Source organism: Alcaligenes phenolicus (assembly GCF_032063905.1).
In the GTDB taxonomy this organism is placed as follows: Bacteria; Pseudomonadota; Gammaproteobacteria; order Burkholderiales; family Burkholderiaceae_B; genus Alcaligenes; species Alcaligenes phenolicus.
This window is the reverse complement of record NZ_DAMBOE010000001.1, coordinates 231,832-257,795: the sequence shown is the minus strand read 5'-3', so window position 1 is coordinate 257,795 and position 25,964 is coordinate 231,832. Positions and strand designations below refer to the sequence as shown.

The following is a 25,964-nucleotide window of genomic DNA, read 5'->3' as shown; positions in this document are numbered from 1 at the left end:
AGGGTGCCAAGCCCTCCTCAGTTCGCAGGACCAAAAATAAAAAGGCAAGGCGCAAATACATGGCCTTGCCTTTCCTTTTTTACCTGCAAGACCGCAGATCAGCTAAAGAGCTACCCCTACGGCGCAAGCGATAAAGCTACATACTTATCAAGCCTTGGCATCCTGCTCGGAGCGACGGAACACCAGCTTGTCCTCGCTGGAGAGCTCAGGCTGGAATACATACCCCTCGCGATCAAACGCCTTCAAGCCTTCCACTGTTTGCACACGCTTGTCGATGACAAAGCGGGCCATCAAACCACGGGCCTTCTTGGCGTAGAAGCTGATAATCTTCCAGGCACCGTTTTTCTCGTCCTGGAAAACGCACTGAACTACACGTGCACGCAAGGCTTTTTGATCGACCGCCTTGAAATACTCTTCGGAGGCCAAGTTCAAGACGATGGGCTTGGCGTCGCCTTCCTGACGCTCGTTCAAATAATTGGCAATCCGGCTGCCCCAGTAAGCGTACAAATTGGCACCTTCGGGATTCTTCAAGCGAGTGCCCATTTCCAGACGGTAAGGACGCATCAAATCCAAAGGACGCAAAGCACCGTACAAACCGCTAAGAATCACAATGTGGTCCTGGGCCCACTTCAGCTCCTTGTCCGACAAATCCGTTGCAGCCATGCCCTCATACACATCACCATTAAAAGCCAGAATGGCCTGACGGGCATTGGAGCGCTCAAACTTGGGCTCCCACTCCTGGTAACGCTGGACATTCAGGCGCGCCAGGTCGTCGCTCAACTTCATCACGCCAGCAATATCCTCTTCGGATTGAGTGCGCAAAATATCAATCAAGCCTTGCGCCTGCTCCACAAACAGAGGCTGGGTTTCCAGCTGCGTGCGTACAGGGGAATCGTAATCCAGCTTTTTCGCTGGCGAGAGCAATAACAACATGCGCCTATATCCTTTCTATCCAAACAGATAAAGGGCCATGCCCTTTATCCGCCATCTACAAAACACGCTTTGACAGCAATTAGCGAGCCGTCCAGCCACCATCCAGACTTAGCGTCGTACCCGTCATTTGGTCTGCGGCGGCAGACGACAGGAACACAGCAGCACCGCCCAATTGTTCAGGAGTCACAAACTGCAGGGAAGGTTGTTTCTCAGCCAGCAGCTCGCGTGCGGCAGCTTCAATATCAATCCCTTTTTGCTGGCTGATAGCTTCGATCTGCTTTTCCACCAAGGGAGTACGTACCCAGCCCGGGCAGATTGCGTTGCACGTAATACCCTTGCCAGCATTTTCCAGTGCGGTCACTTTGGTCAGGCCCACGACACCATGCTTGGCCGCCACATAAGCCGATTTATTTACCGAGGCCACCAGACCGTGTGCCGAGGCGATATTGATAATCCGCCCCCAACCCTGCTTTTGCATGATGGGCAAGGCAGCCGCTGTGCCGTGGAAGACGGCAGACAGGTTCAAGGCAATGATGGCATTCCATTTATCCACCGGAAACTCTTCAATAGGCGCGGTGTACTGAATACCAGCGTTATTGACCAGAATATCCAGACCGCCCAAGACTTCTGCCGCCTTTGCAACAAAATCGCGCGTGGCCTGTGCGTCGCTCAAGTCAGCATTCAGATAATAGGCTTTGACACCAAACTTGGACTCCAGCGTGCTGCGCTCGCGCTCGATATCTTCAGGCTGACCAAAACCATTGATCACCACATCTGCACCGGCTTTCGCCAACTCGGTGGCCATGGCCAGACCGATACCACTGGTCGATCCTGTTACGACCGCTTTTTTACCTTTCAGCATAGATACCTCGTGAGTATGGACAACAGAGAACTGAAACCCCAAGTGTACTCGCCGCCCCGCAATGCCGGGAAATGCAAAGGGATCCTTTTGTCCGCAATCATCAAGGCTTGCAAAACAAGGCCAAACACCATCGGACCACGTACTAGCGCATTACCCCCTAGAACTTCGGCCTGCGCGGGGAAAAGTAGGCCACACACAATATTGCGGATGAGTTTTCCGAACATCGGCCGCGACTGACACTTTTACCTTAACGTTCTTATGTGACAAAACAGCAAATAAACCATGCTGAGAGAGCAGGACGATCAAACCAGCAGAAAACAAAAAAGCCCTTGAATAATCAAGGGCTTTCAAAATTCCAGGTGGCGGACAGGGTGGGATTCGAACCCACGGTACGCTTGCACGTACGCCTGATTTCGAGTCAGGTACATTCGACCACTCTGCCACCTGTCCGCGATTGCTTATATGGTTACAAGCAAGCCCATAAATATAGATCAAAGAACACTCTTTGACAAGCACTAAAGAGACATAGCACTTGCGTCAAAGAACGGGATATCTTGATAAGACCGGCCACTCAACCCAAAGAGCTCTTTCCAATCAAGGGTTTACCCTCTATTTTGACCTAATTCACTTGTTCACCCTGAGCCGCAGGCCTATATTGGAAACACACATTGATGCATCGCAGCCCTGCCTCTCCAAGGCAGTCCTTGTAATTCCGGCGCAGCTTGCTGGACTTGATAAAAGGAATTGTCATGCAAACCTTCCAATGGATTATCGACGCCAACGGCGACGGCATATACAGCCTGAATGAAGTTCTCCAGACTCTGCGCTGGGCTTTTCGGATACCAGGCAGCCTGGTAGTTGAAACCTTGGGCTCCATCCCGGTTCTGTCTGATCTACTGCGTATCCAGGCCTCAGAAGCGACAGGCTACGCTTCTTTGCGAGGCGGACTGGTCAATATCCTGTCGCTGTTCTTCTGGGCCGCACTCTGTCTCTGGTTTCTGGAAGTCAACTCCAAGCCACGTGCAGAGCCTGCGCAGCGCAACGTACGTCATGCGCCACACTTGAACAAGCAACTGGATTCTGTGCACGGTCGGCAGCTACACGCGAACTACAACCGGCGCCCTGTCCGCCATCGTCAGGTTGAACGCCATACCTTCTAGATGCACTCATGCCCTCCTGCCGAAAAAGGAGAAACATGTGTTAAGAAAGGTAAACCCCTAGCATAGCGCATACGAGCCGTGTTGCGTTTGGAAGTGCTTTGCCAGGATTACCTAACGTTTGGACTACGGGTTTTAGGCAACAATCGCTGCAGCTAGTGTCATTAGAGGTGCAGCTTATGAAAAAACTACTATTAGCCGGTTTAATGGCCTTGAGCACCAGCGCCGCCTCTGCGGGCGGTGTAAATGTCGATATCAATGTCGGTATTCCGGGTATCGGTTACGGGCCGATCTACTACCCACCCGCTCATGTTGTGGAACGCCCGGTTTATGTCGCCCCACCCCCAGTGGTTTACCACCCGCCACGTTACGTCTATCGTCCCGGCTACGTGGAATATGGTCGCTCCAACAAGGAATGGCGCAAGGAGCAGCGACGCGCTCACAAGCGCTGGCGCAAACAGCAGGAGCGTTACTGGGATGATGACTAATCCATCACTACGGAACCATGAATGAAAAAGGGCTGAGGACCACAAAGGTCATCAGCCCTTTTTCCATTCGGACAAAGACTTTATTTAGCCGGCACCAGACGTTCCAGTCCGCCCATATAAGGACGCAGAACCTTGGGCACAATTACGCTGCCATCTTCTTGCTGGTGGTTTTCCAACACAGCCACCAAGGCGCGGCCTACGGCCAGGCCAGAGCCATTCAGCGTATGCACAAACTCCGGACGTGCCTTGCTGTCGGCGCGGAAACGCGCCTGCAGACGACGAGCCTGGAAAGCCTCGCAGTTCGACACCGAGGAGATCTCGCGGAACGTGTCCTGGGCAGGCAACCATACTTCCAAGTCATAGGTTTTGGCGGCAGAAAAGCCCATATCGCCAGTGCACAGTTGCACTACACGGTATGGCAGTTCAAGAGCCTGCAGAACGTGCTCGGCATGACCGACCATGGACTCCAACGCCTCGTAGGATTTTTCAGGATGAACGATCTGCACCATTTCAACTTTGTCGAACTGGTGCTGACGGATCACGCCACGGGTATCTCGGCCACCGCTACCGGCTTCCGAACGGAAACAAGGCGAGTGAGCAGTCAGGCGGATAGGCAGATCGTCCCCGGCCAGAATCTCGTCACGCACAGTGCCGGTCAGGCTGATTTCGGAGGTTGAGATCAGGTACAAGTCTTCAGGCTTGGATTCGGCCGGATCGGCTGGCTCGTTGTCCTGACCACCCTTGGTAACCCAGAACATATCGTCCTTGAACTTGGGCAACTGACCTGTGCCGTACAAGGTGGACGCGTTCACGATGTATGGGGTGTAGCACTCGGTGTAGCCGTGCTCTTCCACTTGGGTATCCAGCATGAACTGAGCCAGAGCACGGTGCAAACGGGCCAGAGGGCCACGCAAAACCATGAAACGGGCGCCAGCCAGCTTGCGAGCGGCTTCAAAATCCAGACCAAACTGCTCACCCAGATCCACGTGATCACGCGGCTCAAAGGTGATGTGCGCAGGCTTGCCCTGATCATCTTTAGGACCTGGAATCCAGCGGCGTACTTCGACGTTGTCTTCTTCGGACTCGCCTACCGGCACGCTTTCGTGCGGCAGGTTAGGAATCGTGGCGAACCAGGAGGACAGCTCGGCCTGCACTTGGGACAGATCCTGCTCCAGTTGCTTCAGGCGCACCGGGATTTGCTGGGATTGAGCCAATGCCTCGCTGGCGTCTTCGCCTTTGGACTTGAGCTGGCCGATGCGTTTGGCCAGTGCATTGCGCTCGGCCTGCAAGGTTTCGGTTTCCACCTGTACCGCTTTGCGGCGGGCTTCCAGTTGCTGGAAACGCTCGGTGTCAAATTGCACGCCACGTTTCGCCAGGCCCTGTACCAGCGGCTCCAAGTCTTTGCGTAATTGGTTCAGATCTAACATTTAATAGCCATATAGGTGATGGTTCAATCCCGATTGATCTGGTGATTTTAACCACAAGCCACCACAAGCGCAGCACAGCGCAAGCAGTACTGAGGTATCGGGAAATACGGGGGTGACAGGTCGGGCAAGCGCCTGTCCTGTCTTAGGTATCTTTCTTACCGGCCTGCTCGTCCAGCTGACGCAGGCGCTCCATTTTTTCAGCGATCTTGATTTCCAGACCACGGGGCACGGGCTGATACCAATGCGGATCGGGAATACCCTCCGGCAAGTAAGTCTCTCCCGCCGCGTAGGCATTGGGCTCGTCATGCGCATAGCGATACGCATGACCGTGGCCCAGCTCTTTCATCAGCTTGGTGGGCGCGTTGCGCAAATGCACGGGCACTTCGCGGCTTTTATCCTGCTTCACAAAGGCGCGGGCCTGGTTGTATGCCATATAACCGGCATTGCTCTTGGCCGCGATCGCCAGATAAATCACGGCCTGTCCCAGCGCCAGTTCGCCTTCAGGACTGCCCAGGCGCTCGAAGGTCAAGGCTGCATCGTTGGCAATTTGCATGGCGCGCGGATCGGCCAAACCGATATCCTCCCAAGCCATGCGTATGATGCGGCGCGACAAATAGCGGGCATCAGCCCCGCCGTCCAGCATCCGGGTCAGCCAATACAAGGCGGCATCCGGGTTGGAACCGCGCACCGATTTATGCAAAGCAGAAATCTGGTCGTAGAAATTGTCGCCCCCCTTGTCAAAACGCCGTGAATTCAAGGTGAGAGCGTTTTGCAGAAAATCTGTCGTGACCAGCTCGGTGCCAGATGTCTTGGCGGCCGTATTGGTTTGCTCCAGCAGGTTCAAGAAGCGTCGAGCATCACCGTCCGCATAGCCGATCAGGGTGTCAACGGCTTGATCCTCAAACTCCAGACCATCCAGCGCGTTCTGCTCCTGTACACGGCGCAGCAACAGCTTCAGCTCCTCATCCGTCAGGGACTTGAGCACGTAGACCTGAGCGCGCGACAACAAGGCCGAGTTAACCTCGAACGACGGGTTTTCTGTGGTGGCACCAATAAAGGTCACCAGGCCACTTTCGGCATAAGGGAGCAGCGCGTCTTGCTGGGACTTGTTGAAGCGATGTATCTCATCCACGAACAGGATGGTGTGCTTGCCCATAGCCAGATTCTGCTGGGCCTGCTCCATGGCAGCACGAATATCTTTCACGCCCGAAAAAACGGCAGACAAGGCGATGAACTCGCATTCGAATGCACTGGCCGTCAAACGTGCCAGCGTGGTTTTACCCACGCCGGGAGGCCCCCAGAAAATCATGGAGTGTGGTTTGCCAGACTGAAAAGCCAGGCGCAGCGGCTTGCCCTCGCCCAGCAAATGAGACTGCCCCACCACCTGATCCAGGGTTTTGGGGCGCAGTGCTTCGGCTAAGGGTGCGGCGGGTTCCTGAGCGAACAAATCACGCATGGCGATCGCCCTTCCTAAAATGGCAAGACCTGGCCAAGCGGACCAGGTCTGTATTGAAAACTTGTTTTGTCAGAGCCAGCCAAGTGCTGATCCTGACGATAGCTGCACAAAAACAGAATGTGCATCAAGGCATGGAGACGACATCCACTCCGGCAGGAGCCTTGAACGTGAAGGTACCCAAGGTAATCCGAGGGTTCGGTTCCAAGCCGGTGAAGTCGATATACGTGGTTTGCCCGAACGAGTCCTGCAATTCCAGACGACGTGGCTCACGATCCTTGAAGCCGATATCTACGTAGGAAAAGCCGGCATCGCTTTGCAAAGGCGTGGCTCGGATCCACTCCAGCCCATCCCGTGCATCTTGCTCAACCAGACGGAAGGAGTCTTCCAGATTACCAGTACCAAACAAGATCGCAGCAGGCGAAGCGCCGATGGATTGGTCCACACCACGCTCGGTGACCTGGGCCAGATCCGGGTCGTATTGATAAAGCAGCTTGCCGTCAGACACGATCAACTGCTCATAAGGGCGTTGCACATGCCATTTGAACTGGCCAGGGCGCTGAAACACGAATTGCCCGGATTGCGGCGCACCTTTGGACTGGCCGTTGCTATCGACCGTACGCTGGGAAAACTCGCCTTTCGCAGCACGCACATCTTGTACAAAAGAGCGTAATTGCTCGCTGGCCGAAGCGGCCATGGTCAAGGCAGGTGTAGCGACCAGCAACATGCTGACCAGCAGTGTCTTAATCTTCATCTTTGGCACCTCCTGCGGGGACCAGAATTTCACGGTTACCATTAGGCTGCATAGCCGATACCAGACCGGCTTGTTCCATTTGTTCCAGCAGTCGGGCTGCCCGGTTGTAACCAATACGCAAATGACGCTGCACCGACGAAATCGAAGCGCGACGATTTTTGATAATGACTTGAACAGCCTGGTCATACAGCGGGTCCGCTTCAGCATCGACCATGCCAGTAGCGGGGTTGACCCCCTCACCCGATTCGCCCTCGACAGCACCTTCCAGCAGGCCTTCGATGTAATCGGGCTCGCCGTGTTCCTTCAAGTGTTCAACCACGCGGTGAACTTCCTCGTCGCTGACAAAAGCGCCGTGCACTCGTTTAGGCAAACCTGTACCGGGCGGCAAATAGAGCATATCGCCCATGCCCAGCAAGGTTTCCGCCCCCATCTGATCCAGAATGGTGCGCGAGTCGATTTTGGAGGACACCTGGAAAGCGATACGGGTAGGAATGTTTGCTTTGATCAGACCCGTAATTACGTCCACGCTAGGGCGCTGAGTAGCCAGAATCAGGTGAATACCAGCCGCACGGGCCTTCTGGGCCAAACGGGCAATCAACTCTTCGATCTTCTTGCCCTGCACCATCATCAAGTCTGCCAGCTCGTCAATAATGACGACAATCATGGGCAGAACAGACAGCGGCTCGGGCGCATCTGGCGTCAAGGAGAAAGGATTGGGGATAGGCTCTTCACGCTTTTGCGCTTCGCGTATCTTGGCGTTGTAACCGGCCAGATTACGCACGCCCAGCTTGCTCATCAAGCGGTAGCGTTTTTCCATTTCAGCCACACACCAGTTCAAGGCGTTGGAGGCTAGACGCATATCCGTGACCACCGGTGCCAGCAAATGAGGAATGCCTTCATAGACACTCATTTCCAGCATCTTGGGGTCGATCAGGATCAGGCGCACGTCTGCCGGGTCTGCCTTGTACAGCAGCGACAGAATCATGGCGTTAATCCCCACGGACTTACCGGAGCCGGTTGTACCTGCCACCAGCAAGTGAGGCATCTTGGCCAGATCCGCCACCACGGGTTTACCGGCAATATCCTTGCCCAAAGCCATGGTCAGCAAAGAGGCGCTGCTGTGATAGGTTTGCGAGCCTACGATTTCCTCCAGACGCACCATTTGGCGGCGGGGGTTGGGCAGTTCCAGGCCCATCAGGTTTTTCCCGGGAATGGTTTCCACCACCCGGATGCTGACCAGACTCAAGGCACGGGCCAGGTCTTTGGCCAGATTCACGATCTGGCTACCCTTCACGCCCGTGGCAGGCTCAATCTCGTAGCGCGTAATGACCGGCCCCGCCTGGGCGGTCACCACCGTCACCGCAACACCGAAGTCCGACAATTTCTTTTCAATCAGGCGCGAGGTGAACTCAATGGTTTCCGGTGACACCGTTTCTACATTGTCAGAGGCAGGGTCCAGCAGGGACAGCGGAGGCAAGTCGCCCGCTTCGCCAGCCTGACGAGGCGCCTTGAACAAGGTCTGCTGCTTTTCTTTCTCGACGCGCTCCGATTTGGGCACAGCCACAAAAGCAGGTTCGATACGCACAGGCTGTTCGTGCACCAGTTGCTCCTGCTTGGCGACCACGCTTTCCGTACGCTCGGCACGTTTGACCTCGCCCACGCGACGATCCTGACGGGCTGACCAGAAAGTCATCAAACGGCGAATTGCCCCCTCAATGAAGCCGCCCAGACGTTCTGCCAACGTCAGCCAGGAAAAACCGAAGAACAAACTGGCTCCGCCGGCGAGCAGGCCCATCAGCACCAGAGAGGCTCCACCAAAGCCTATCGAAGTTACTAATAGTTGCGATAATAATTGGCCTAACTGCCCACCCGCCCCCGCAGGGAGCTGCCATTGCTGGCCCAGGTCTTTAAAAAACAGCGATTCCAGGCCCATGCTGCCCAGAAACAAAAAGAAAAAGCCTATGCCAATTTCCCAGCGCACCCGAGGCAGAACATCCTCGTTTTTAGTGCTGGGCAAAAGCAAAGCGGTCAGACGGTAAAAGCCCACGGCCACGCGCTGCACCAGCAGCACCACCCAAAGCCAGGCCGTCAGACCAAATAGAAACAAGAGGAAATCGGCGATGTGGGCACCAAAAATGCCCCCGCCGTTTTGAGTCAGACCCGAGTGCACGGAATGCGACCAGCCGGGATCGCCCGGATCCCAGGTTGCCAGTACCAGGCCCAGCCAGGCTGCCAGAGCAGCGAAGATAATCCACCGTGCTTCGCGCAGCAGTCCTGTCAGGCGCTGTTGCAGGGCTGAAGGCCCATTACGCACATTTTTGGATGACCGGGACGAACGAGGGGATGTTGCAGGTATTCTTGCCATGGACTCATTATAATTGGAGATCGTCTTTTTCGGATTTTCTGTGATGTCGACTACTAAGCACGCAAAAGTACTCATTCTGGGCTCAGGCCCGGCCGGCTATACCGCAGCGATCTACGCAGCCCGCGCCAACCTCAACCCCGTCTTGGTCACTGGCATGGAGCAAGGTGGCCAACTGATGACCACCACGGATGTAGATAACTGGCCAGCCGATGCCCAAGGCGTCCAGGGACCTGATCTTATGGCACGTTTCCAGGCTCATGCGGAACGATTCGAAACAGAATTAATCTTTGACATGGTGTCCTCGGTTGATCTGTCCACCCGCCCACTGACCCTGAATGGTGATAGTGGCACAGTCTACACCTGCGATTCGCTGATTATTGCGACAGGCGCCTCGGCTCAGTACCTGGGTCTGCCCACAGAGCAGGAATTCATGGGCCGTGGGGTGTCCGGCTGCGCAACGTGTGACGGTTTCTTCTACAAGAACCAGGACGTGGCCGTGGTCGGTGGTGGCAATACCGCCGTGGAAGAAGCCCTGTACCTGTCCAATATTTGCAAGACCGTGACGCTGATACACCGTCGCGATACCTTCCGTTCCGAGCCCATCCTGACTGACAAGCTGATGGATCGCGTCCAGAACGGCAATATCCGCCTGAAACTGCACAGCGAACTGCAGGAAGTGCTGGGTGACGCTTCTGGCGTAACCGGTGTGCGCATCGTCAATAACCAGACTCAGGCCACGGAAGACCTGGCTGTGACCGGCGCCTTTATCGCCATCGGCCACAAGCCCAACACCGGGATCTTTGAAGGCAAGCTGGAGATGCACGACGGCTACATCACGACTCGCAGCGGTCTGAAAGGCATGGCAACCATGACTTCCGTTCCTGGCGTATTTGCCGCGGGCGATGTGCAAGACAATATCTATCGTCAGGCCATTACCAGTGCAGCCAGCGGTTGCATGGCCGCCCTGGACGCACAGCGCTGGTTGGATGAAAACAAATAAGCCCAAAGCCGTAGGGCGTAGTCTGGCAGACCTGAAGAAGTTACAAGGTCAGGTCCGCCAGGATCTCAATCCGCCCCCGGCCCCCGCCCGTCCCCAAGCTCGCAAGCGTCCTCGCCCGCCAGATCCGGGTGGCAAACCTGCCAAACCGGCTCCTGTCAGCAGCGCCACAACAGCGGCTGAAGACCCCGTTTCGTTGTTGGACCCCAGCGACAGAGCCTGGCTACGCCAGTCCATGCGTAATGTCGCCCCCCTGAAAAAGCGCGGCCAAAGCATAGTCATGAGCCGCCCTGCGGCCAGCCCGGAACAATTGGAGCAACGTCGTCGGCATGCGGTCGGTGCCCCCGTCAATGCTCCTGCCCTGCCCCAAGCCTCTGACCAATATGTCAGCGCGCAAGGTGAAAGCAACGATATACGACATTTGCGTGCTGGCTGTGGCACCGATGTCTTGCGCGATCTGGAACGCAACCGTTGGCCGATTGAGTCCAGCCTGGATTTGCATGGCTCGGATCTGGAACAGGCCCGCGAGCGACTGGACAACTTTCTGCGCTCATGTCTGGAGCACGGCGTGCGCTGTGTACGAATTGTCCATGGCACGGGCTACGGCTCGCGCAATGGCGAACCCGTTTTGCGTCATGCCGTGCGTCGCTGGTTAACCCAACTGCCCAGCGTTCTGGCTTATATGGAATGCGCGCCCAACGAAGGTGGGCAAGGTGCCGTCAAATTGGTGCTGCAAGCCATGTCCGAACCCGGTGTTTAATTTTTTCCAGTAGGTACAGACGTAAAAAAGGCCAGCTTTCGCTGGCCTTTTTTTTGTTGTTGTTATGTTGTACTGCCTATTGCTTTTATAATAGTGACCGTTTTATTTCGGTCTTTATTGCCCAGCGTTGCGGGGCTATGTCTCCTCACCTGCATGAAACGTATTGTGCCCCATTTATAAAGCTGTCACACTTAGGGAATGCACTGATACCCGCATGGTAAGAAAATATCAGTCGCCCATTCGCAGTCTTTATTCTGCTGCCTGGTCCAAAGCCTTCACGGCCCGCTTCAAAAACACCTGCATTTCTTTCTCAGCCTGCTTGTCGCCCTGCTCTTGGGCAATCACCAAGCCCTGCTCCAGAATTTCCCTGGCCTGTTTGAATTGCTCCAGGTTCACCAGCACCCGGCCCAACAGCTTCCAGGCTGCGGTGTAACGCGGATTCATTTCCACGGCTTTGGACAAATGTTCGCGAGCCGCTTCCAAATCGCCCTCGCCCATACAGGCGTTGCCCAGGCCAAAGCGCAACAAGGCATTATCCTTGCCTGCCGCTAGTAGCTTCTCCAATCCTTCGCGCATAATCCGTACCCTTGAAAACAAAGCAAGGCTGGGTCGCACTGCCTTCACACAAAGCAAAATAGCGGCCGCGACACGCCTGCACAGCTTTATGACTATTGAACCATCTAGCCATAAACCATTGAGCTTGGTTTTGTACCACGGAATATCAAAGGGCGGCCTCAGCAGGCCAGACTCTGTAGGCCCATTCCCCTGCTGGTGCCGCCCTGGCTAGCACTTTAGGCCAGATCGCCTTGCAACACTCCCTTGCTGACGACTTCACGGCCATCCAGGCTAACCGTGCAATTGCGCATTGGGTAGTCAAAGTGGCAATCGGAGAAACGGCCCGCCGCTGGATTTGCGCCCGTAGAGAAAAGGAAGTTACCGGCAAAGGCGCGCAACTCGGTTCCGTTGGTATCGCGCTTGTCATACATGGCCATGGAGTCCCAGCGAGCCGCCGGTGCCATGCCCCAGCCCACATGACTGACCGCATAGGCATCCTTGTCATTCCAGCTGGCGTAATAGGAGCGGATCAAATCGGCATCCACGCCCTTGCCCTCAATAGCCACGACATAATCGTTTTCGATACGCAGGGTCACCGCCGATTCCAGATAGCGCTTGAAGGTCAGGTTCACATCTCCACTATCCAGCACCAGCGTGCCATTCACACTGCCATTGCTGGGGTAGCAAATGCACAGGCCAGCAGGCCAATACCCAAAGCTGCCCGGCTTGTCGGCAATCCCGGCACTGCCGCGCCCGATCACACCCGCCAGGCTGACCGTCAGGTCCGTGCCGGCTTCGGAGCTAATGTGCATGACACTGGCATCGGTAATCAACTTGCCGCCAATATCGCACTTGCTTTGCAAATCAGGACTGGGTTTGACCCGTTCCAGAATCTCGGGGTGCTCGTCGCTAATCATCATGATGCGGGCACCTTTGGCCAGCAGCGCGGCACGCTCGGGCGAATGCAGCAGCCCTTCTACGGTGCAGTCCACAATGAACTGGCTGCCTGCCAAAGCCTGGACAATCGGGTCCATACCTTCCAGCGCCAAAGACGTCCCGGTCGAGCGCAGGGCAATATTGCTTTTCAGACGTGGCGATACCAGTTTCACATGGCAGACCCGTGCCCCCATTTGCGTCAGGGCCAACTCAGCCAGCTCGGCCAGCACGGAGCGCGATTGCGTCTCGGACAGCACGACGGCCATCTCGCCGGCTTGTACTTTGCACAGTCCAAACACTTCTACAAAATCAGCAATCCACTTGCCTTCAATATGCTCACGCAACATCTCACTACTCCTAGAAAATTCAAAAAAGGCGCTGCGCGGCTCTTTCAGCCGGGCAGCGCCTATACACATCAGTCGCGCAAATCCTTGCCCTTGGTCTCGGGCGACGCAATGGTGGCCCACAAAGCCAGAACACACAGGCCGATCAGGTACCAATCAAAAACCTGTTTTTGATTGATGGAATGCAGCCAGGCTTGCAAATAGGGAGCGGTCCCGCCCGTCAGGGCACCAGCAACCGAATAGGGCAAGCCCATGGCAACCGCACGAATGCGGGTCGGAAACTGCTCGGGGAAAAAGGCCGGCATGATGGCGGTGGGTGCCGAGATCAACAGCATGCCGCCCGCCATGAACACCACCAGACGCCAGATCTCGCCCTGGCCGCCGGTCAGCACCATGGTCAGCGGGATGATGCTGATGATTGAACCGATGGAGAAGAAATACCAGTTCGCCTTGCGACCAAAACGATCCGAAAATGCGCCCCAGAAAATCAGGCACAGAATCAGGAAAAGATTGGCCCCCACCCCCACCCACATCACTTTGGCGGCAGGCATGCCCAGGGAGGTAATGGCAAAGGTGGGCGCCATGATGGCCCAGACGTAATACAGCACGGTGCCGCCAGCCGACAAGGCAAATACGCGCAAGCAGGCGCTGCGATACTTCCAGACATCCGACCAGAACACGCGTGCGCCCGGGCGTGCCGTTTTGCCTGCCGCTTGCGCTGCGGCCTGACGGGCTTTGAACATGGGGGTTTCATCCAGCTTTCTGCGCAGATACAGCGCATATACCCCCAAGGCACCGCCCAGAACAAAAGGAACGCGCCAGGCCCAGGCTCGGACTACATCCTCGCCCAGCATGCTGGTCAGGCAGGCACTGAGCAGAACGGCGGCCAGCACCCCTATCGTGACAAAGACAAAAACGGATGAGGACCACAGCCCACGCTTGTGAGCAGGTGCCATTTCGGTGACATAGGTAAAGGAAGAAACCACCTCCCCGCCGTGACCAATCCCCTGCAGCAAACGCCCCATCAACAAGAACAGGGCGGCAATCGGCCCCACCATGTCATACGTAGGAGCGATACCAATCACCAAACTGCCCAAGGCGGTCACCAGCATGGACAGGGTCATGGTGAAACGCCGCCCCTTGCGATCGGCCAGCCAGCCAAAAAAGATGCCTCCCAGCGGGCGCATGAAAAAGCCAACAGCAAATACCGCCAACGTACCCAGCAAAGCCGCCAGCGGGTCCTCACTATGGAAAAACTGCTTGGCAAAATAGGCGGCAAAAATCGAATAAGCCGTCCAGTCGTACCACTCCAGGGCGTTACCCGCCCCAACCCCCAAAATAACGCGTCGACGCTGCGCGGCAGTCATGGGCTGCTCGCGCAAAGATGGTGTATGTGCGTCCAAGAGATGTCCCCTTCACTGTGATAGTTATGCTTCTTGTTTATTGTTTTTGATCCGGTGGCTCAGGCCACCAACTGCGTGAAACGAGAACGATGAAAGATCAATGGCGAGATTTCGCGCTCGATCTGCACATCGTGGATAAGCAATTGCACGGCATCGTGGTCCCCGGCGGGATGCACTTGAAAAACACTGCAGTCAAACCAGACTGATGCCCCCTGTATATGGACGGCCCCCTCCTCGGTCAGCTCGACCTCGATATCGCTGAATCGGCTGTCCTTGTCCGGTCCTGCCAGCTGACGGCAAATAGCCGCATGTTCAGCACTCAAAATTGACACCCCCAGACGCGAGGCGCGAGACAGCAGCGCCCAGGTCGAGGAACTTTTCTGCACAAAAAAGGCGGCCAAAGGCGGATCCAGCGAAACTCCTACGGAAAAACTGGACGCAACAATGACTTGCGGCTTGCCATCGAGTACAGCGGCAATGGCCGCTACCCCGGATGGAAAATGTCCGAAGGCTTCGCGCACCACCCTGGCTCCCAACCCACTTATGTTTTCTTTCATGACGATGACTCTGCTCAGGCGTTAAAGACCCAAAACCCAAAATGAGGCGAGCTCTGCGACAACACACTCGCTTGGCCTCAATTCTGTTTCGATCGTCATTTATTTGCAATAACAAAACAGGTAAACGAGGATGGTTTTTGTTGAATTTAGGTATTAACCCTATGAAAATTCGTCGTTTTAAAAGCTATAGGCCTATACAATTCATCCGAATATTATTGCGTATTATGTTTCGTCATTATTTATTTGCAATAACTCATAAACTTAAAACCTCTCGGAATCCACAAGGACAGCATGTATCTACATATCGTTTTGATGGCACCCCACACCCCTGTCAGCCCGGAATTGGAACCCAAGCTGGACCAGGCCTTTATCCGCATACATCAGGAATGCTCAGACATAGAACGCTTTGAATGGGTGCCGAACCTGTCACGCAGTTCGGCGCGCTACAGCCATGCCCTGCTGTCTGTATTCCGCACTCAAGAGGCACTGGACGCCTACAGACAGAGTGATGCTCACCAGGCCATGCTGGATGCCATCGCCCCGCACATTCAGGACATCGTCGTGCTGGACAGCGTGCTGGAGGAAAGCCTGCCCTAAGAAGCTCAAGCTGGCGCCCTGGCAAACAGGACGCAAGCAGCCCCAGTGCGGCTACGCTAGCGCCGCCGGGGCACGCACGGTAAAATGGCCCGCTACAAACCTATTATCAAAAATGGGTAGCAATCAGCCCCACCACCGGAAGACAGAATGAAAGCAAGCGTCGCGATTGATGAGTTCATCGCTAGCCGAGACCATGGCGAGCACGAGCAACTTGCCCCGCACCACTACATTCTGACGCTCTACGGTCTGTTCGCCCGCCCCACCGGCGTCATCATTCCCGTGGCCAGCGTGGTTCAACTTCTGGCCGACCTGGGCGCTGAACCGTCCAGCGTGCGCTCCGCCATTTCCCGTCTCAAGAAAAAAGGCGTGCTAGTTAGCCAACAAGCCGCCTCGGGCAAAGGCTATGCCTTGGCAGCCGAACTGGAACCGCATATGCAGGCCGGTGATGAACGGATTTTTTCCTCGCCCTCCATGAATATTCGGGACCCCTGGCTGCTAGTCTCCTTCTCCGTTCCGGAAAGCGAACGCCAGAACCGTCACAAGATTCGTACAGGCTTGGCTCGCATGGGGTTTGGCACGGTAAATGCGGGCCTGTATATAGGTCCGGCGCGCTTGCAGGCGGAGGCTGTCGAGTACATACGCGAGCACCAACTCTGGCCCTATATTGAACTGTTCACCTGCGAACCCAGCGGCCTGAGCGATATTCAGGAAAAGATCTCCCGCTGGTGGAATTGGGACAAGCTGGCCAATGAGTACCAGGCCTTCTTGAACTCGTATCGACACGAAGTTGAAGCGTGGCAAACCGCTTTACGCCAAGGCACGGCCGACCCTTTGGAAGCCTTCCGACTCTATATGCCTATGGTGACACGCTGGCGCAGACTGCCCTTTCTGGACCCAGGCCTGGCACCCGAGCTATTGCCAGACAACTGGGTAGGCAATACGGCCCGCAAATTGTTCGGTGACTTGCATCGACTGCTTAGTCCCTTGAGCTCGCAACACGTGCAGCAGGCCATTCCAAACTGGAAGGCCCGCGGCACGGAGTAAACCTGCTCCTTTAGTCAGCCCCCTGCAAAGCGTGCGATGTCGCCCATCAAATCCAGGGCGACGCGCTCAAACCGCTCTGGCGTCACCCCCTGCATCATGGGTGCATCCTGCCAGGCCCGGAAGTTGCCAAACTGGAAAGGCAAATCAAAACAATGCCCGCTGAACACCGCTTCAAGCGGGCTTTGTTCCATGAAGTGACGCCAAACCACCGAGCGCCCCGCTGCCTTCAGACTAGCCGCATACTGCGTGGGAAAACGCTGAAATTGCAACCAGGACGACGCGGCCACCACTTGCTGATACGGCGTCAGACCCGATCCAGCACCCTGATACACCCCATTTCGCAGCAGGCTGTCTGGCAAGTCTCCCACAGGCCATACACCCAAAGCCTGATCGACCTGCTCTTGCGTCGCCTGCCGATGAAAAGGCATATCAAAAAAGAACACCGAGGACTCTTGGGCAGTACAACGCAGATACACCGCCTGCGCATGGCAGGCTTGTGCCGCCCAGTCAGGATTCAAGAAGTCGGGCGGCATCCCGGCGCTAGCCACAGGCAAGAATGCCGAAGGAGCATGGGCCAAACGTGGCGGCTCTTTGTCCAAGGCCATCATGCCGTGCTGCATCAAGATATCCACGTTCGCCGTCAGCCACTGATCACCCAGGCTTTGTCGCAGGCGCTCTGTGGTTTTTCTTTGTTGCTCGGGTGACCACGGCGTGCGCGTTCCCATGCTGAGCAAAGCAACACGATCAACCCAACCTCGTGTGGACTCCAGCACGCTGAGCAAATGCGCATACCAGCCACCCGCCGATTGCCCCATCAAGGCAATCTTGTCCGGGTCTCCGCCAAAGGCATGGATACGATCTTTCACCCACTGCAGTGCCAAGAGCAGGTCGGCTGCCGGCAAAGGCAAATCGTCAGCTTGTGCATCGCCCAGGTGCCCCAAGGCACCCAGACGGTAATTCACATTGACCACCACCATGCCCTGCGCTGCCAGGCGGGTGCCGTCATACCAATCCAAAGAAGCGCCGCCACTCATCCAGGCTCCACCGTGGATAAAGAACAGCACAGGCAGACCTTGCGCTTGGGCGGGAGCCCACACATTCAGAAAATAAGCATCTTCAGATTGCGGATTGGCACTGCCTGCGCCCATCGCCGCCGCAAGGCGGCTGGGGCGCTGCGGGAATACGGGCACCTGATCAAGAGAGGTCGCTGCCACTCGCCCCGTCGCCGCCTGCGCCGCTTCAAAACGACGCGCCCCCTGGGCGTAACGTAGGCCATACCAGGCCTGCACCTCTACGCCATCGGCATGACAACGTCGCGAGGGAGCATTGACCAGCAATGTCGCCGTCATGGTTTAGAGCTTGTTGGAAATGTAAGGCGTACCGGTCATGCCGTTACCGTGTAGCTCATAACCCATAGGGGCGGTAATCGAAGCATGGCGAGTACCTGTATTAATATCCCGCCACATGCGGCCCAGCAAACTATTTTCCGCAAAAGAGGCCGTGCCATGTAACCAGCACAGATTGTTCACCGCATCCACCAGTTCGTGTCCGGCATGGCCGATTCCGGCGCGGTGACGAGCACGTAGCTCCAAAGGCATGGGCACGGTGCCAGAGGCAGCAGCATCAATTTGAGCCGCAGCGCGTTCCAGCAATAAGCGGGCACCATCAATCTGAATACTGGCCGTTCCCAGGTTCTGCACAAACGCCCCCGAGTCCGACTGTTTCTTGTAATGGGTATAGGTGATGCCGCGCTTGCCACTGACGCCAGTAGTGAAATCCACAGCGGCTTGAGCCGCTCCCAAAGATGGCGCTTGAATGCAGGTGGACATGGTCAGGTGCGGCGTCAAACGACGACCAAATGTAGCCAAGGGATCTTGCTCCTGCACATCACCCATCAGTTGCTGAAACGTAATCAGGCGCTCTTTGGGCACCCACAGGTTTTCTGCCACCATGGTGTTGGAGCCCGAGCCGCGCATACCGATGGTGTACCAGGTATCCTGAATTTCAAACTCATCACGACGCATCAGCACAAAGCCCACGGTGGGCTCGACCTGCTCGCTTTCCTTGATGAACAAAATCCCCAGTGCCCAGTCCGAGTGATTGCTGTTCGAGGCAAAAGGCCACTTGCCCGTAATGCGCCAGCCATCGCCATCCGGCGTTGCCGTGCCTTGGGGTTGGGCAAAAATGGACGCCGCACGGATTGGACCGTCTGCAAACACCTCATCGAGCATGGCATCGCTAAAGCGGTTGGCCAGCATGACCGAACCATTAGAAATCACCACACACCAGGCTGCTGCCGGATCGTAATAGCCCACGGCGCTGGCACATTGCAAGAGCATCTCCGCCCCACCCTCATAACCGCCGTAGCGCTTCAAGGCCGAAATGCGCCAGGCCCCGGTGGACTCCAAAGCCTGAACCGCCTCGTCTGACAACATGCGATTACGGTCGGCCTGCGGGGCCAACTCACGTAGCAGCGGGCCGATCTCGTGGATACGCTCCAAAATCTCCTCTGTCTCCTGACGGGATGGCGCCTGGGTAACGGTGATCCGCTCGCGCTCGGCGACCAATGTAGCTCCTGTGATAGTCATAACAGCTCCTTAGAATTATTTGATATGGCAAATTTATAGCTATCGTCAGTTAATCGCAATATCAATAATCATGAAAACTGCTAAACCCGCTTGTTTTATTGAGTTTATTCGGGTTTTCACCTAGTAAACATCATGCGCCAAGCTTATTTTTAATTGCATAAAAGTAACGATCAACAATATTTTGAGCACAAAAAAAGCAGAAAAAAGAGAAAAAATGGCCTGCGCCAGCATGAGACAAAAAAAAACCGCCGACCCGAAGGTCGGCGGTTTCTCATGTAGAAAACCGGCTTTAACAGCCTGTATTCATTACATGTTTTCGATCATGACATCGCCAAAGCCGGAGCAGGACACTTGAGTTGCGCCTTCCATCAGACGGGCAAAGTCATAAGTCACTTTACGCGAGGTAATGGATTTTTCCATGCTGGAGATGATCAGGTCAGCAGCTTCGGTCCAGCCCATGTGACGCAGCATCATTTCGGCAGACAGGATCAGCGAACCGGGGTTCACGTAGTCTTTGCCAGCGTACTTGGGAGCAGTACCGTGGGTAGCTTCGAACATGGCCACGGAGTCGGACAGGTTGGCACCGGGAGCGATACCGATACCACCCACTTGAGCAGCCAGAGCGTCGGAGATGTAGTCGCCGTTCAGGTTCAGTGTGGCGATAACGTCGTACTCGGCAGGACGCAGCAGAATCTGTTGCAGGAAGGCGTCAGCAATCGAATCCTTGACGATGATCTCGCGACCAGTCTTGGGATTCTTGAATTTGCACCATGGGCCGCCGTCGATCAATTCAGCGCCAAATTCTTTTTGAGCCAGTTCGTAAGCCCAATCACGGAAGCCACCTTCGGTGAACTTCATGATGTTGCCCTTGTGAACGATGGTCACGGAAGAGCGATCGTTGTCGATGGCGTACTGGATGGCCTTGCGCACCAGGCGCTCGGTACCTTCGCGGGACACAGGCTTGACACCGATACCGGAGGTATTGGGGAAGCGAATCTTGTTCACGCCCAGGGTGTTTTGCAGGAAGTCGATCAGCTTCTTGGCGCTTTCGGACTCGGCAGCAAATTCAATACCGGCGTAAATGTCTTCGGAGTTCTCGCGGAAAATAACCATTTCGGTCTTTTCTGGCTCACGCACAGGCGAAGGAACACCCTTGAAGTAGCGCACTGGGCGCAGGCAGACGTACAGGTCCAGTTGCTGACGCAGGGCCACGTTCAGGGAACGGATGCCGCCGCCAACGGGAGTGGTCAGAGGGCCTTTGATGGACACGACGTAGTCTTTAACGGCATCCAGAGTTTCTTCTGGCAGCCAGACGTCGGAACCGTACACCTTGGTGGATTTTTCACCGGCGAACACTTCCATCCATTCGATCTTGCGCTTGCCGCCATAAGCCTTGGCAACAGCAGCGTCGACCACTTTGATCATGACTGGCGAAATATCCACGCCCGTACCATCACCCTCGATGTAAGGAATAATGGGTTGATCGGGAACATTCAGGGAAAAATCCGCGTTAACTGTAATTTTCTGCCCCGACGCGGGGATCTTGATATGCTGATAGGACATGGATGCTCCAGTTGTGCTCCAATATTAGAGATAGCTAAACACGGAACGCTTTCGCGTTTCCGAAGTCTTATATAAGAGTTTAACTTAATTCGCGCGTATTCAGGCACCTGTAAACTCAAAGCTTGCCAAAAATGCTTGCATTCTTGGCAACTTATCCATTCTACACGGCCCCGATTGCAGCTTGTGCCGGCCTTGCGCCCCCACCATTTCACGCAAAACGCGCGCCGAAGATTCGCATTTTCTGACTATTTTTATCTCGATTCCACCATGTTCAACCCCTCTCGCGAGCAGGTTCGCCAATTTTTCATTGAAGCTTGGGACAAGCACCAAAGTGGTCATCTGCTGACCGCTCTGGAAACCATGGCGGTGGACCTGGTGCAACAGCACCCTGAATACCACGACGACTTGCGCAACGCCGACGCCGTCAACCAGGACTATTCCGTGGAACAAGGACGCAGCAACCCCTTCCTGCATCTGTCCATGCACCTGGCTATCAATGAACAACTGTCCATTGACCAGCCTCCGGGCATCAAGGCGGCGTATCAGCGCTTATTGACCCGGCACGATCAGCACGCCGCAGCGCACATCATTATGGAAGCGCTGGGCGAGGTGATCTGGGAAGCACAACGTCTGGGCACACCGCTGAACAACGAGCGCTATATCGAATTGATTTTGCGCCACAGCACGCGCGACTAAAGCCGCAGGCTGCCTTACTTTCTATTGCTCAAGGGGCCGGGCTGACGCGACAGCCACACGGAGATACTGTCAATATCCGCCTGGCTCATGGTATTGGCCATCGCCCCCATAACGGCATTCTTGCGAATATTGGACGTTGCCGGTGCCCCGGCCTGCCCACGCTTGTAAGCCATCAAGGCCTGCCGCAAATAATCCGCATGCTGACCGGCCAGAATGGGATATTCCGGGTTCAAGGGCGTTTTCGCATCGTCACCATGACAGGATGCGCAATTCAGATTCTTCCAGGCTTCCCCGCCTGCCTTGGCCAGATCCTCAGCGGCTATCGCCTGACCGGCCACCCCGGCCATCAGCCCCATTGCCACCAGCAAGACTGTTTTTCTCATAGGTGCCTCCCCGTCCTCAAGGTTTGTTGCCCGCGTAGTACGCGGCAATATCCGCCATGTCCTGTTCGGACAAGCTCAGCGCAATGGCTTGCATGGTGGGGAAGGTTCGAGCGCCGCTGGCATACTCCTTGAGTGCTGCTTCTATATAAGCAGCGCCCTGCCCGGCAATCATGGGGACGTGATAGACCTCGGGAAAGCTGGCCTTGTAACCGGGCAAGCCATGACAGCCTATACACATGGAGATCTTGTCGCGCGCCGCCTCGGGATTGGCCTTGATCGGCTCGGAATCCTGCGCCTGGACTGCCCAGGGCAGACAGGAGCTTGAGGCCAGAAGAAAGAAAGAGACATACCGCTTCATTTGCAACTTCATCATCGCTATTCGCTTTGTCGTGGAGTTGAAAACGGTCCGGGTCAGGCTCTGCGTCTATTGCAGCAAAAGGTGAATCAACGCGACACCTGGCTCTGTGATGCTGACCGACGAGTACTGAGTCGATTGTATGATAATTGCCAAGGATGACTGATACTAGTATTTATACCCGAGTTTCTATTCTTGACAGATCAACATTTTAAGTACAAGTTTGAGCCGATTTATGACTACTACGACCCGTTTTGAAGGCACCGATCAGTACGTTGCCACTGATGATTTGAAGCTGGCCGTCAACGCCGCTTTGACGCTACAACGCCCTTTGTTGATCAAAGGCGAACCGGGAACCGGCAAGACCCTGCTGGCCCTGGAAGTGGCCCGTGCCTTGGGACGCCCCCTGCTGCAATGGCACATCAAGTCCACCACCAAGGCCCACCAGGGCCTGTATGAATATGATGCGGTGTCGCGTCTGCGTGACTCCCAACTGGGAGATGAAAAAGTTCGCGACATTGGCAACTACATTGTGCAAGGCACATTGTGGCAAGCGTTTGAGTCCGAGGAACCCACGGTTGTTCTGATCGACGAGATCGACAAGGCCGACATCGAGTTCCCCAACGATTTGCTGCAGGAACTGGACCGCATGGAGTTTCATGTCTATGAGACTCGCCAGACCGTCAAGGCGCGCCATCGTCCCTTGATCATCATTACTTCCAATAATGAAAAAGACCTGCCCGACGCCTTTCTGCGCCGCTGTTTCTTCCATTACATTCGCTTCCCCGAGCGCGAAACCATGGAGCAGATTGTGGCGGTGCATTACCCCAATCTGCGCAGCGACATTCTATCCAGCGCCCTGGATACCTTCTTTGCCCTGCGCGATGTCCCCGGCCTGAAGAAAAAGCCGTCTACCTCGGAATTCCTGGACTGGCTGCGTTTGCTGCTGGCCAACGATATTCCTGCCGATGCCCTGCACGAGCTGGATGAAGGCTTGCCCCCTATGGCCGGTGCCTTGCTGAAAAACGAACAGGACTTGTCCTTGATGCAGCGTCTGGCCGCCATGAGCCAACGCAGCCAGCGCCGGAGCTGATATGCAAACAAGCGCTTTTTTCCAGCCACTGGCCCCCGTGACACTGGAAGGATGGGACGTGCGTCTGGAGCCTTTGCAACTGGCGCACGTGGAGTTACTGGAAGCCGCCGCTGCCGATGGCGAACTTTGGAATGTACGTGTAACCAGCGTACCCGCCCCCGGCCAGGCCCAGGACTATGTAAAAAAGGCGCTGGACGGCCTGGAGCAAGGCCATATGCTGCCCTTTCTGGTGCGTGACCTGAGAACAGACCGGGCTGTCGGCACCACGCGCTATCACGACATTATTGCGCCAGTAGCCCGCCTGGAAATCGGCTACACCTGGTACGCCCGCAGCGCCCAGCGCAGCCACGTCAATACCGCGGCCAAGCTGCTCCTGCTGCAACATGCATTCGAGACCTTGGGAGCCGGAGTCGTGGGCTGGCGTACCGACCACCTGAATTTCAAATCCCAGCAAGCCATCACCCGGCTGGGAGCGCGTTTCGATGGTCGTGTCCGCCACCATGCCATCCGCCGCGATGGCACGATACGCGACACCATGCTCTACAGCCTGATGGCAGGCGAGTGGCCCGATACCCGCGCCCACTTGCTGGACAAACTAAGGCAGCACAGCCATGTTGCTTGATTTCTTCTACCACCTGCGCGAACGCGGCCTGCCGGTCTCCATTCAGGAACACCTGACGCTGCTGGACGCCTTGTGCAAAGGCATCATGCCGCCCACGCTGGACGATTTCTATCATCTATCCAGACTGGTTCTTATCAAGGACGAAACGCTTTACGACCGCTTTGATCTGGCCTTTGGGGAGTTCTGTCAGCCGCAGCTGGAAGCGCTGGCCAAAGATAAAACCCTGCCCGAGGACTGGCTGCGCAAAACCCTGACGCGCAACCTGACTCCGGAACAGAAAGCCGCACTGGAAAAGCATGGCTTGGAAAAGCTGCTGGAGATGTTCAAGGAACGTCTGAAAGAGCAGCAAGGGCGTCATGCAGGCGGCAACAAGTGGATTGGGACCGGCGGCTCATCGCCGTTTGGACATGGTGGCTATCACCCTGAGGGTATCCGCATTGGTGGCCCTTCGGCAGGGAACCGTACCGCCATCAAGGTCTGGGAAAAGCGCGAGTTCGTGGACTACGACGACCAGCAAGAGCTGGGCACACGCAACTTCAAGATGGCGCTACGACGCCTGCGACGCTTTGCACGCCAAGGAGCCCCTACCGAGCTGGATCTGGACAGCACCATACGCGAGACGGCTCGCAATGCGGGCATGCTGGATTTGCAAATGCAGGCCGAGCGACAAAACCGCGTCAATGTGCTGATGTTGCTGGATATAGGCGGCAGCATGGATGACCACATCGCCCAGGTTGAATCCCTGTTCTCGGCTGCGCGTTCCGAATTCAAACACCTGGAGGCCTACTACTTCCATAACTGCGTGTATGAATCGGTATGGCGAAACAACTCACGCCGTCAAAGCGAACGACTGGAAACCTGGGATTTGCTGCGCAAGTACAACGAGGACTGGCGCGTCATTATCGTGGGCGATGCCACCATGAGTCCTTACGAGATCATGGCCCCAGGTGGTTCTGTCGAGCACTACAACAAGGAAACCGGCGCAGCCTGGTTGCAAAGGCTGAACGACCACTGGCCACGTATTGCCTGGCTCAACCCCGAGCCGCAGGCCTACTGGCCCTACCGCCAATCCATTGCCATCATTCAGAACCTGATGTCCGACCATATGTACCCCGTCACCAGCGCAGGGCTGGAAGAGGCAATGCGGTACTTGTCGCGGTAGCATCAGACCTCTAACAAGCAGCAAGTTAAAAGACCCGAAATTCGGGTCTTTTTTATTTACGATTAAAAAAGCCCGCAGAGTCCTGCGACTGTGCGGGCTTTCAATCAAGCTTTGCTACTGCAACGATCAACGACCTCCTTGACGCTGCAACATCCCGGCACGCTGTCGCTCCAATTCCTTGATCTGACTCTGCAATTCACGCAACTGCTCTCGGGCTTCACGCTCTTGTTCGGCCAGCGCCTGGGCTTCGCGGCGGGACTCCTCGCGCTGAGCAATGGCCAAAGCTTCTTGCTGACGCTGCAACGCCAAGTCGTTCTGCAGCACGGTCAGTTGATCGGCGCTTTCATTCAATTGCTTTTCAGCCTTGGCAACCTCAGCCTGCAGCTTGATGCGCTCCAGATCGGCGGCAGCGTAGTCCACCGTGTCCTGACGGTACTGGGTGTACATGCGCTCGGCCAGGGATTCGTCGGTGGTCTTGAAGACGCGCCAGAACTCACGCTGCTGGAACAGGGCCACGTAGTAGGTCATGCTTTCGGCAGAGAACAACAGACTGGCACCGAAGCGGCCGTTATAGGCGGTACGCAACTCTTGCACGGCACGGGCCTGAATCAGCTGCTGCAACTGAGCCACAGTGGTATTTTGATAAGCCGGGGCCGCTGCGGGCGCTGGCGCGGCTGCTGGAGCCGCAACCGGGGCTACCTCTTCAACCTCTTGTTCCTGGGTTTGCGCCACCACGGGCCGCTCTGGCTCCTGCACCAAAGACACCGAGCTGCACGCTGACAATAAAAGAAGTCCTCCCAAGGACAGCAACACCGCCGTCTTCTGACTAAGGTTCACCATACCCATCCCTTGATAAACAATTTTTTTGTG

At 55.9% G+C, this 25,964-nt stretch carries 26 protein-coding genes and 1 tRNA gene; 10 read left to right on the top strand and 17 right to left on the bottom strand.

Annotated elements, in window-relative coordinates:
* Window positions 1–147: 147 nt before the first annotated feature.
* From yaaA to U2949_RS01140, 3 genes are all read right to left on the bottom strand, one after another.
* Window positions 148–933 (bottom strand): peroxide stress protein YaaA, encoded by a 786-nt coding sequence (yaaA, locus tag U2949_RS01150; protein WP_321285708.1) that lies wholly within the window; start codon window positions 931–933, stop codon window positions 148–150.
* 79 nt (window positions 934–1,012) lie between these two features.
* The gene (locus U2949_RS01145) at window positions 1,013–1,795 is read right to left on the bottom strand and encodes a 3-hydroxybutyrate dehydrogenase (RefSeq protein WP_026483203.1); all 783 of its coding nucleotides are present in this window, start codon (window positions 1,793–1,795) and stop codon (window positions 1,013–1,015) included.
* A 360-nt stretch (window positions 1,796–2,155) separates the two neighbouring features.
* Window positions 2,156–2,245: transfer RNA gene (locus tag U2949_RS01140), tRNA-Ser, on the bottom strand.
* Between the two features lie 299 nt (window positions 2,246–2,544).
* On the opposite strand from U2949_RS01140, the gene U2949_RS01135 reads away from it, so the two are divergent.
* Together U2949_RS01135 and U2949_RS01130 are read left to right on the top strand one after the other, a co-directional pair.
* Window positions 2,545–2,955, top strand: coding sequence for a hypothetical protein (locus U2949_RS01135; RefSeq protein ID WP_026483205.1), 411 nt, complete (start codon window positions 2,545–2,547; stop codon window positions 2,953–2,955).
* Window positions 2,956–3,131: 176 nt separating this feature from the next.
* The gene (locus U2949_RS01130) at window positions 3,132–3,440 is read left to right on the top strand and encodes a hypothetical protein (RefSeq protein ID WP_026483206.1); all 309 of its coding nucleotides are present in this window, start codon (window positions 3,132–3,134) and stop codon (window positions 3,438–3,440) included.
* 80 nt (window positions 3,441–3,520) lie between these two features.
* Here U2949_RS01130 and serS read toward each other — a convergent pair whose 3' ends face one another.
* The 4 genes from serS to U2949_RS01110 all read right to left on the bottom strand — a co-directional run bounded on the left by serS (window position 3,521) and on the right by U2949_RS01110 (window position 9,439).
* On the bottom strand, window positions 3,521–4,867 hold the full coding sequence (gene serS / locus U2949_RS01125; protein ID WP_257723539.1) for a serine--tRNA ligase: 1,347 nt from the start codon (window positions 4,865–4,867) through the stop codon (window positions 3,521–3,523).
* Between the two features lie 142 nt (window positions 4,868–5,009).
* Entirely contained in the window at window positions 5,010–6,323 is a 1,314-nt protein-coding gene (locus U2949_RS01120; RefSeq protein WP_222653516.1) for a replication-associated recombination protein A, read from the bottom strand.
* Window positions 6,324–6,447: 124 nt separating this feature from the next.
* On the bottom strand, window positions 6,448–7,074 hold the full coding sequence (gene lolA / locus U2949_RS01115; protein ID WP_026483208.1) for an outer membrane lipoprotein chaperone LolA: 627 nt from the start codon (window positions 7,072–7,074) through the stop codon (window positions 6,448–6,450).
* Complete coding sequence (locus tag U2949_RS01110) at window positions 7,064–9,439, bottom strand: DNA translocase FtsK (protein ID WP_026483209.1); 2,376 nt, start codon at window positions 9,437–9,439, stop codon at window positions 7,064–7,066. Before U2949_RS01110 ends, lolA begins: the two co-directional genes overlap by 11 nt.
* Window positions 9,440–9,482: 43 nt before the next feature.
* Between U2949_RS01110 and trxB the strand changes: the two genes are divergently transcribed.
* On the top strand, window positions 9,483–10,439 hold the full coding sequence (trxB, locus tag U2949_RS01105; protein WP_321285696.1) for a thioredoxin-disulfide reductase: 957 nt from the start codon (window positions 9,483–9,485) through the stop codon (window positions 10,437–10,439).
* The gene (locus U2949_RS01100) at window positions 10,426–11,196 is read left to right on the top strand and encodes a Smr/MutS family protein (protein WP_321285694.1); all 771 of its coding nucleotides are present in this window, start codon (window positions 10,426–10,428) and stop codon (window positions 11,194–11,196) included. The genes trxB and U2949_RS01100 overlap by 14 nt, the downstream gene beginning before the upstream one ends.
* Window positions 11,197–11,445: 249 nt before the next feature.
* Here the strand turns inward: U2949_RS01100 and U2949_RS01095 are convergent, their stop codons facing one another.
* From U2949_RS01095 to U2949_RS01080, 4 genes are all read right to left on the bottom strand, one after another.
* The gene (locus U2949_RS01095) at window positions 11,446–11,772 is read right to left on the bottom strand and encodes a tetratricopeptide repeat protein (protein WP_009456744.1); all 327 of its coding nucleotides are present in this window, start codon (window positions 11,770–11,772) and stop codon (window positions 11,446–11,448) included.
* 215 nt (window positions 11,773–11,987) lie between these two features.
* A complete protein-coding gene (locus U2949_RS01090; protein ID WP_321285691.1) occupies window positions 11,988–13,034 on the bottom strand; it encodes a M29 family metallopeptidase in 1,047 nt (348 codons plus the stop codon).
* A 68-nt stretch (window positions 13,035–13,102) separates the two neighbouring features.
* On the bottom strand, window positions 13,103–14,434 hold the full coding sequence (locus U2949_RS01085) for an MFS transporter (RefSeq protein WP_321285689.1): 1,332 nt from the start codon (window positions 14,432–14,434) through the stop codon (window positions 13,103–13,105).
* A 59-nt stretch (window positions 14,435–14,493) separates the two neighbouring features.
* Window positions 14,494–14,991 (bottom strand): flavin reductase family protein, encoded by a 498-nt coding sequence (locus U2949_RS01080; RefSeq protein ID WP_009456753.1) that lies wholly within the window; start codon window positions 14,989–14,991, stop codon window positions 14,494–14,496.
* A 291-nt stretch (window positions 14,992–15,282) separates the two neighbouring features.
* Between U2949_RS01080 and U2949_RS01075 the strand changes: the two genes are divergently transcribed.
* On the top strand, window positions 15,283–15,588 hold the full coding sequence (locus U2949_RS01075) for a Dabb family protein (protein WP_257723544.1): 306 nt from the start codon (window positions 15,283–15,285) through the stop codon (window positions 15,586–15,588).
* Between the two features lie 147 nt (window positions 15,589–15,735).
* Window positions 15,736–16,632, top strand: coding sequence for a PaaX family transcriptional regulator (locus tag U2949_RS01070; protein WP_257723545.1), 897 nt, complete (start codon window positions 15,736–15,738; stop codon window positions 16,630–16,632).
* Window positions 16,633–16,646: 14 nt separating this feature from the next.
* Here the strand turns inward: U2949_RS01070 and U2949_RS01065 are convergent, their stop codons facing one another.
* From U2949_RS01065 to icd, 3 genes are all read right to left on the bottom strand, one after another.
* Window positions 16,647–17,981, bottom strand: coding sequence for a carboxylesterase family protein (locus U2949_RS01065; RefSeq protein ID WP_321285685.1), 1,335 nt, complete (start codon window positions 17,979–17,981; stop codon window positions 16,647–16,649).
* Window positions 17,982–17,984: 3 nt separating this feature from the next.
* Complete coding sequence (locus tag U2949_RS01060) at window positions 17,985–19,220, bottom strand: acyl-CoA dehydrogenase family protein (RefSeq protein WP_257723547.1); 1,236 nt, start codon at window positions 19,218–19,220, stop codon at window positions 17,985–17,987.
* 306 nt (window positions 19,221–19,526) lie between these two features.
* Entirely contained in the window at window positions 19,527–20,783 is a 1,257-nt protein-coding gene (gene icd, locus U2949_RS01055) for an NADP-dependent isocitrate dehydrogenase (RefSeq protein WP_026483219.1), read from the bottom strand.
* Window positions 20,784–21,050: 267 nt separating this feature from the next.
* Here icd and U2949_RS01050 point away from each other — a divergent pair, with 267 nt between their 5' ends.
* Window positions 21,051–21,479 carry a DUF1841 family protein gene (locus U2949_RS01050; RefSeq protein WP_009456762.1) on the top strand — a complete coding sequence of 143 codons (429 nt, stop codon included), beginning with the start codon at window positions 21,051–21,053 and terminating at the stop codon, window positions 21,477–21,479.
* A 14-nt stretch (window positions 21,480–21,493) separates the two neighbouring features.
* Here the strand turns inward: U2949_RS01050 and U2949_RS01045 are convergent, their stop codons facing one another.
* Together U2949_RS01045 and U2949_RS01040 are read right to left on the bottom strand one after the other, a co-directional pair.
* Complete coding sequence (locus tag U2949_RS01045; protein ID WP_026483220.1) at window positions 21,494–21,862, bottom strand: c-type cytochrome; 369 nt, start codon at window positions 21,860–21,862, stop codon at window positions 21,494–21,496.
* A 16-nt stretch (window positions 21,863–21,878) separates the two neighbouring features.
* Window positions 21,879–22,235, bottom strand: a complete 357-nt coding sequence (locus U2949_RS01040; protein WP_407654143.1) for a c-type cytochrome — start codon at window positions 22,233–22,235, stop codon at window positions 21,879–21,881.
* 217 nt (window positions 22,236–22,452) lie between these two features.
* Here U2949_RS01040 and U2949_RS01035 point away from each other — a divergent pair, with 217 nt between their 5' ends.
* From U2949_RS01035 to U2949_RS01025, 3 genes are read left to right on the top strand one after another with little or no spacing between them, the layout of a single operon-like run.
* Window positions 22,453–23,310 (top strand): AAA family ATPase, encoded by an 858-nt coding sequence (locus U2949_RS01035; protein ID WP_009456767.1) that lies wholly within the window; start codon window positions 22,453–22,455, stop codon window positions 23,308–23,310.
* A 1-nt stretch (window position 23,311) separates the two neighbouring features.
* Window positions 23,312–23,932, top strand: coding sequence for a GNAT family N-acetyltransferase (locus U2949_RS01030; protein ID WP_321285681.1), 621 nt, complete (start codon window positions 23,312–23,314; stop codon window positions 23,930–23,932).
* Window positions 23,922–25,094: a vWA domain-containing protein gene (locus U2949_RS01025; protein WP_321285679.1), complete on the top strand. Its 1,173-nt coding sequence runs from the start codon at window positions 23,922–23,924 to the stop codon at window positions 25,092–25,094. The genes U2949_RS01030 and U2949_RS01025 overlap by 11 nt, the downstream gene beginning before the upstream one ends.
* 126 nt (window positions 25,095–25,220) lie before the next feature.
* Here U2949_RS01025 and U2949_RS01020 read toward each other — a convergent pair whose 3' ends face one another.
* Entirely contained in the window at window positions 25,221–25,934 is a 714-nt protein-coding gene (locus tag U2949_RS01020) for a DUF2968 domain-containing protein (protein WP_321285677.1), read from the bottom strand.
* Window positions 25,935–25,964: the final 30 nt, after the last annotated feature.